General features: G+C 66.8%; 5 protein-coding genes. 1 reads left to right on the top strand and 4 read right to left on the bottom strand.

From position 1 onward, the window contains the following. Positions 1-451: 451 nt before the first annotated feature. Genes tcuA through uraH form a run of 4 tightly spaced genes read right to left on the bottom strand, consistent with a single transcriptional unit; the run spans position 452 to position 3,393 of the window. The gene (gene tcuA / locus DT074_RS27570) at positions 452-1,936 is read right to left on the bottom strand and encodes an FAD-dependent tricarballylate dehydrogenase TcuA (protein ID WP_119423035.1); all 1,485 of its coding nucleotides are present in this window, start codon (positions 1,934-1,936) and stop codon (positions 452-454) included. Positions 1,937-1,946: 10 nt separating this feature from the next. Beyond that, positions 1,947-2,405: a MaoC family dehydratase gene (locus DT074_RS27565; RefSeq protein WP_119423034.1), complete on the bottom strand. Its 459-nt coding sequence runs from the start codon at positions 2,403-2,405 to the stop codon at positions 1,947-1,949. A gap of 20 nt (positions 2,406-2,425) precedes the next feature. Next, a complete protein-coding gene (locus DT074_RS27560; RefSeq protein ID WP_119423033.1) occupies positions 2,426-2,992 on the bottom strand; it encodes a carboxymuconolactone decarboxylase family protein in 567 nt (188 codons plus the stop codon). Positions 2,993-3,042: 50 nt separating this feature from the next. Beyond that, positions 3,043-3,393, bottom strand: a complete 351-nt coding sequence (gene uraH / locus DT074_RS27555; RefSeq protein ID WP_119423032.1) for a hydroxyisourate hydrolase — start codon at positions 3,391-3,393, stop codon at positions 3,043-3,045. 62 nt (positions 3,394-3,455) lie between these two features. On the opposite strand from uraH, the gene DT074_RS27550 reads away from it, so the two are divergent. Further along, entirely contained in the window at positions 3,456-4,643 is a 1,188-nt protein-coding gene (locus tag DT074_RS27550) for a urate hydroxylase PuuD (protein WP_119423031.1), read from the top strand. Positions 4,644-4,769 lie beyond the last annotated feature (126 nt).

Raw genomic sequence — 4,769 nt, 5'->3', positions numbered from 1 at the left:
CGGCAAGGCGAGCAATCAGCGCCGCGTAGCCGCTCTCATCGCGCGGCACCGCGAAGCTGTCGCCCCCTGGCAGCACATGCACGTCCAGCCGGGATTGCGACACGTCGATCCCGACAACGACATCACCGCTTCGTTCCATCGGTCCCGTCCTTGCAAATGCGGCGCTGTTCCACGCCTTGCGACTGTTCGGGCCGACAATGGAAACGGGTCGGGAGCCAGGCTCTCCCACGGTGCGCGACACCTGAGGGCTTACGGTCACCGATCCGACATCTCATCACCTTTTCCGGATCCGTCGAACACAGATCCAGATACAAGGGTTGGGTGAGGTGGGGAGGATGCGATCTCAGAATTCGCGCAAGCGTGGATGCGTTGCGCACACGCGGCCGTCGTTAAGACACGGCGCGCCCCACCTCCCCCAAACCCGCGCCGCCCCTGAGGGGCAGCGGGGGTTTCAGCCCCGCACCGCCTCGCCGGCGCTGGTGCCGGCCAGCCGGCCGAACACCGCGCCGGAGGTGAGCCCGGTGCCGCCCGGATAGTTGAACCAGAACAGGCCGCCGACCAGCTCGCCCGCGGCATAGAGGCCGGGGATCGGCACGAAATCGGTGTCCACCACCTGGCCATTCTTCGCGATGCGCAGGCCGCCGAAGGTGAAGGTGATGCCGCAGGTCACGCCATAGGCCTCATAGGGCGGCGCATCCAGGGTGTTGGCCCAATTGGTCTTGGGCGGGGTGATGCCGGTGGTGCCGCGGCCGTCCTTGACGTTCGGGTTGAACGGCACGCCCTGCTGCACCGCCGCGTTATAGGCCTTCACCGTGGCGAGGAAGGCCTGGGGATCGACGCCTTCGAGCTTGCCGGCGAGCTCTTCCAGCGTGTTCGCGCTCGCCTTGGTCACCTGCTTGATGCGGTATTCGCCGCGCAGCAGGTGGATGACCTTCTGGTCGAAAATCTGCCAGGCGAATTGCGCCGGTTGTTCCAGGATCGCGCGGCCGTATTTCGCGTAGGTGTAATTGCGGAAATCGGCGCCCTCATCGACGAAGCGTTCGCCCCGCGCGTTGACCAGGATGCCGAACGGATAGCTGTGCTTCTGGAACTGGTCGCCGACATCGAGATCGCCGAATTCCGGCGCGTTCCTGTCCCAGCCCACGGCGTGGCAGCCGGACCAGTTGCCGTAGCTGGCGGCGCCGATATCCAGCGCCATCTTGATGCCGTCGCCGCTGTTGAACCGTGTGCCGCGCACTTTGGCGAGCTCCCAGCCGGGCCCCAGATAGCGCGTGCGCCATTCCGGATTGGCCTCGAACCCGCCGCAGGCCAGCACCACGGCGCGCGCCGGCACCTCGCTGATCGCGGCGCCGGATTTCACCCGCACGCCCTTCACGCCACTGTCGTCATGCACCAGGCCGACGGCGCGGGCGCCGTAGCGGATCTCGATGCCGGCGCGCTTGGCGATCTCGGTCGCGCTGTCGACCAGGCCGGGCCCGCCGCCCCAGGTTTCCACCGTCAGGCCGCCCCAGAACTTGAACTTGCCGTCCACCTTGAAGGCCTGGCGGCCATAGATCGGCGTGAACCGCATGCCCTTAGCCCGCAGCCATTTCCAGGCATCGCGGCTGCCCTTGACCAGGGTCTCGCACAGATCCGGGTCGGTGCGGTACTGCGTCACCCGAAACATGTCGTCGAAGAACTGGTCCTCGGTATAGGTGCCGAAATCGGTGGTGGCGATCTCCTCGTTGGAGAGGTCGGTCACCACCTCGCGCAGATGCTCCAGCCCGTCATAGGCGAAGCGGATGGCGCCGGCGGTGAAGCGGCTGTTGCCGCCGGATTCCGCTTCCGGCGCGCGCTCCAGCATCAGCACGCTGGCGCCCTGGTCGCAGGCGGCGAGGGCGGCGCAGAAGGCGGCATTGCCGCCGCCCACCACCACGACGTCGTATGCTTTGCTCATCACTTTACGCTCACGGATAGACGACGCCGAGGCCTTCGGCGATCAGCGCCGGCTGGCTCTGGCCTTCGATCTCCACCACGTTCTCCCAGGTGGTGCGGATGCCGCCGTCCTTCACCTCGTCGGCGGCGAGCAGCTTCTGCTTCAGCCGTACGCGCGAGCCGGCCGGCACCGGCGCGGTGAAGCGGAGCTTATTCAGCCCGTAATTGATGCCTTTCGAGCGGTGCTCGATCTTCCAGATCTTGGCGCCGAGCCGCGGCACCAGCGACAGCGTGAGAAAGCCATGCGCGATGGTCTTGCCGCCCGGCATCTCCTTCTTGCAGCGCTCCACATCGACATGGATCCACTGGTGGTCGCCGGTCGCCTCGGCGAACTTGTCGATCATCCCCTGGTCCACCGTGACCCATTCGGAGACGCCGAATTCCTCGCCGATATGGTTCTTCAGGTCCTTCGGATACTGGATCACCCGCATGTTCGTTCTCTCCCCGTCAATCAAGCCGGCGTGCGGCGGAAGCGCGGCAGCTCCTTGTCGAGCTCCACGCCGAATGTGTTGAGCGCCATCGACACCAGATTGTACTGGCCGACGGTGAAGACCACGTCGATCAGCTGGTCGGTGGCATAGCGCTGGGCCAAGGTGTTCCAGGTCGCATCCGAGATGCAGGCATCCTTGTGCAGCTCGTCGGCGGCGCGGATCAGCGCGGCATCGTGCTCGCTCCAGCCCGGCGCGTCCGGGCCGTCGGCGATGCGCTCGACCTCCGCTTCGGTGATGCCGGAGCGCAGCGCGATCTGTACGTGCTGGGTCCATTCATAGGGCGCGCGGCAGAGCCAGCCGATGCGCAGGATCAGCATCTCGCGGTCGCGCGGCGCCAGGGTCTGCTTGTAGAGCACGTGGTTGGCGAAGGGCAGCCACCGCTTGAACAGCTTGCTGTGCCGGGCCAGCGTGCGGAACACGTTCCAGATCGGCCGTCCGTTCTGGCCGATCGGCTCCAAGAGCTCCTTTTGCTCGGCCGACCATTCGCCGGGCTCGACCGGCGTCACCCGCGGCTTGGCAGGGCGCATCGCTTGTTTCCTCCCGAACGCAGGAACTGCCGCACCATAGCAGAGCCCCTTCAGCTGCCGCGATAGGTGGTGTAGCTCCAGGGCGAGCAGAGCAGCGGCACGTGGTAATGCGCGGCCGCGTCGGCGACACCGAAGCGAAGCGTCACGACGTCGAGGAACGGCGGCTCCGGCAGGTCGACGCCCCGGCCGCGGAAATAGTCGCCCACATGGAAATGCAGTTCGTAGAGGCCGGGCGCCAGAGCGTCCGCTTCCAGCAGCGGCGCGACGCGGCCGTCCGCATTGGTCTCGAAGCGGCCCAGGGCGTCGCGCCTGCCGCCGGCGATGCGCTCCAGCCAGACGGTGACACCCGCTGCCGGGCGGCCGGCATGGGTGTCTAGCACGTGGGTGGAAAGGCGGCCCATCAGACGGCTTCCGGCACGGTTCCTGCTACATTCGCCCGCCAGATTATCGCGTTGGGGGCGGGATGCAGGCGGAAATTCTCGATTGGCTGAACCTGCTGGTGCGGTGGGCGCATATCGTCATCGGCATCGGCTGGATCGGCTCGTCCTTCTACTTCGTCTGGCTCGACGGCAATCTCGACAAATCCACCAGGTCCGGCATCGAGGGCGAGATCTGGATGGTGCATTCCGGCGGCTTCTACCGCACGGAGAAGATCCTGGTGGCGCCGACCGAGCTGCCGCGCCACCTGCACTGGTTCCGCTGGGAAGCGGCGCTGACCTGGATCACAGGCATGATATTGCTGGTGGTCGTCTACTATCTCGGCTCCACCGCCTTCCTGATCGACCCGGCGATCGCCGATCTCGACCGCGACACCGTCGCCTCGATCATGATCCTGGGCCTGGTCGGTGCCTGGCTCGCCTACGACCTGTTCTGGATCACGCCCTTCGCCGAGAAGGACGGCCGCGCCGCCGGTTTCATCTCTTTCTTCGCCGCCATCGCGCTCGCCTGGGGGCTGACCCAGCTGCTGCCGGGCCGCGCCGCCTTCATTCATGCCGGCGCGTTGTTCGGCACCGTCATGGTGGCGAATGTCTGGGTGCGCATCATCCCGGCGCAGCGCGCACTGGTCGCCGCCTCGAAAACCGGCGGCAAGCCGGATCCGGCGCTGGCGCACCGCGCCAAGCAGCGCTCGATGCACAACAGCTATCTGACGCTTCCCGTCATCTTCATCATGATCTCCAACCACTACCCCTTCATCTACGGGCATCCGTGGAACTGGGCGCTGTTGCTCGGGCTGGCGCTGATCGGCGGCGGCATGCGCTATTGGATGATCGTGTTCGAGAAGGGGCGGAACCCGCTCTGGATCCCGCTCGCCGCGACGCTCGGCGTGCTGGTGGTGGCCTGGTATGCGGCGAACCCGCCCGGCGCCGCCGCCGTCGCCGCCGGCCCGCCGGTTCCCTTCGCCGAGGTGCAGGCGGTGGTGGCGGCGCGCTGCCAGTCCTGCCACTCCGCGCGGCCGACCGACGACACGGTGCAGCCGCGCCCCGGCGGCGTCGCCCTCGACTCCCCGGCGGAGATTCGGCTGAACGCCCAGCGCATGCGCGCCCAGGCGGTGCTGACCCAGGTGATGCCGCTCGCCAACAAGACCCAGATGAAGCCCGAGGAACGCGAGCTCCTCGGCCGCTGGATCGCACAGGGCGCCAAGTTGGATTAGCGCGGCGCCTAGAGCGTTTCACGATTTGGTTGAAGCGTATCCGGCATTGGCGAAGTAGCTCTGACATTCGACGGGTGTGATGGCTTCGACGAGGTCGCCGATGTGGCGCCAGGTGTCCTCGACGGT

The sequence above is a fragment of the Desertibaculum subflavum genome (assembly GCA_003576705.1).
Lineage (GTDB): Bacteria > Pseudomonadota > Alphaproteobacteria > Ferrovibrionales > Ferrovibrionaceae > Desertibaculum > Desertibaculum subflavum.
Note: the sequence above shows the minus strand (reverse complement) of the source record. Positions and strands in the feature narration are given on the sequence as shown.

Excerpts from the sequence above, each read along its gene's own strand:
- tcuA (WP_119423035.1), bottom strand. The coding sequence starts at position 1,936 with ATGAGCAAAGCATACGACGTCGTGGTGGTGGGCGGCGGCAATGCCGCC.
- DT074_RS27565 (WP_119423034.1), bottom strand. The coding sequence starts at position 2,405 with ATGCGGGTGATCCAGTATCCGAAGGACCTGAAGAACCATATCGGCGAG.
- DT074_RS27560 (WP_119423033.1), bottom strand. The coding sequence starts at position 2,992 with ATGCGCCCTGCCAAGCCGCGGGTGACGCCGGTCGAGCCCGGCGAATGG.
- uraH (WP_119423032.1), bottom strand. The coding sequence starts at position 3,393 with ATGGGCCGCCTTTCCACCCACGTGCTAGACACCCATGCCGGCCGCCCG.
- DT074_RS27550 (WP_119423031.1), top strand. The coding sequence starts at position 3,456 with ATGCAGGCGGAAATTCTCGATTGGCTGAACCTGCTGGTGCGGTGGGCG.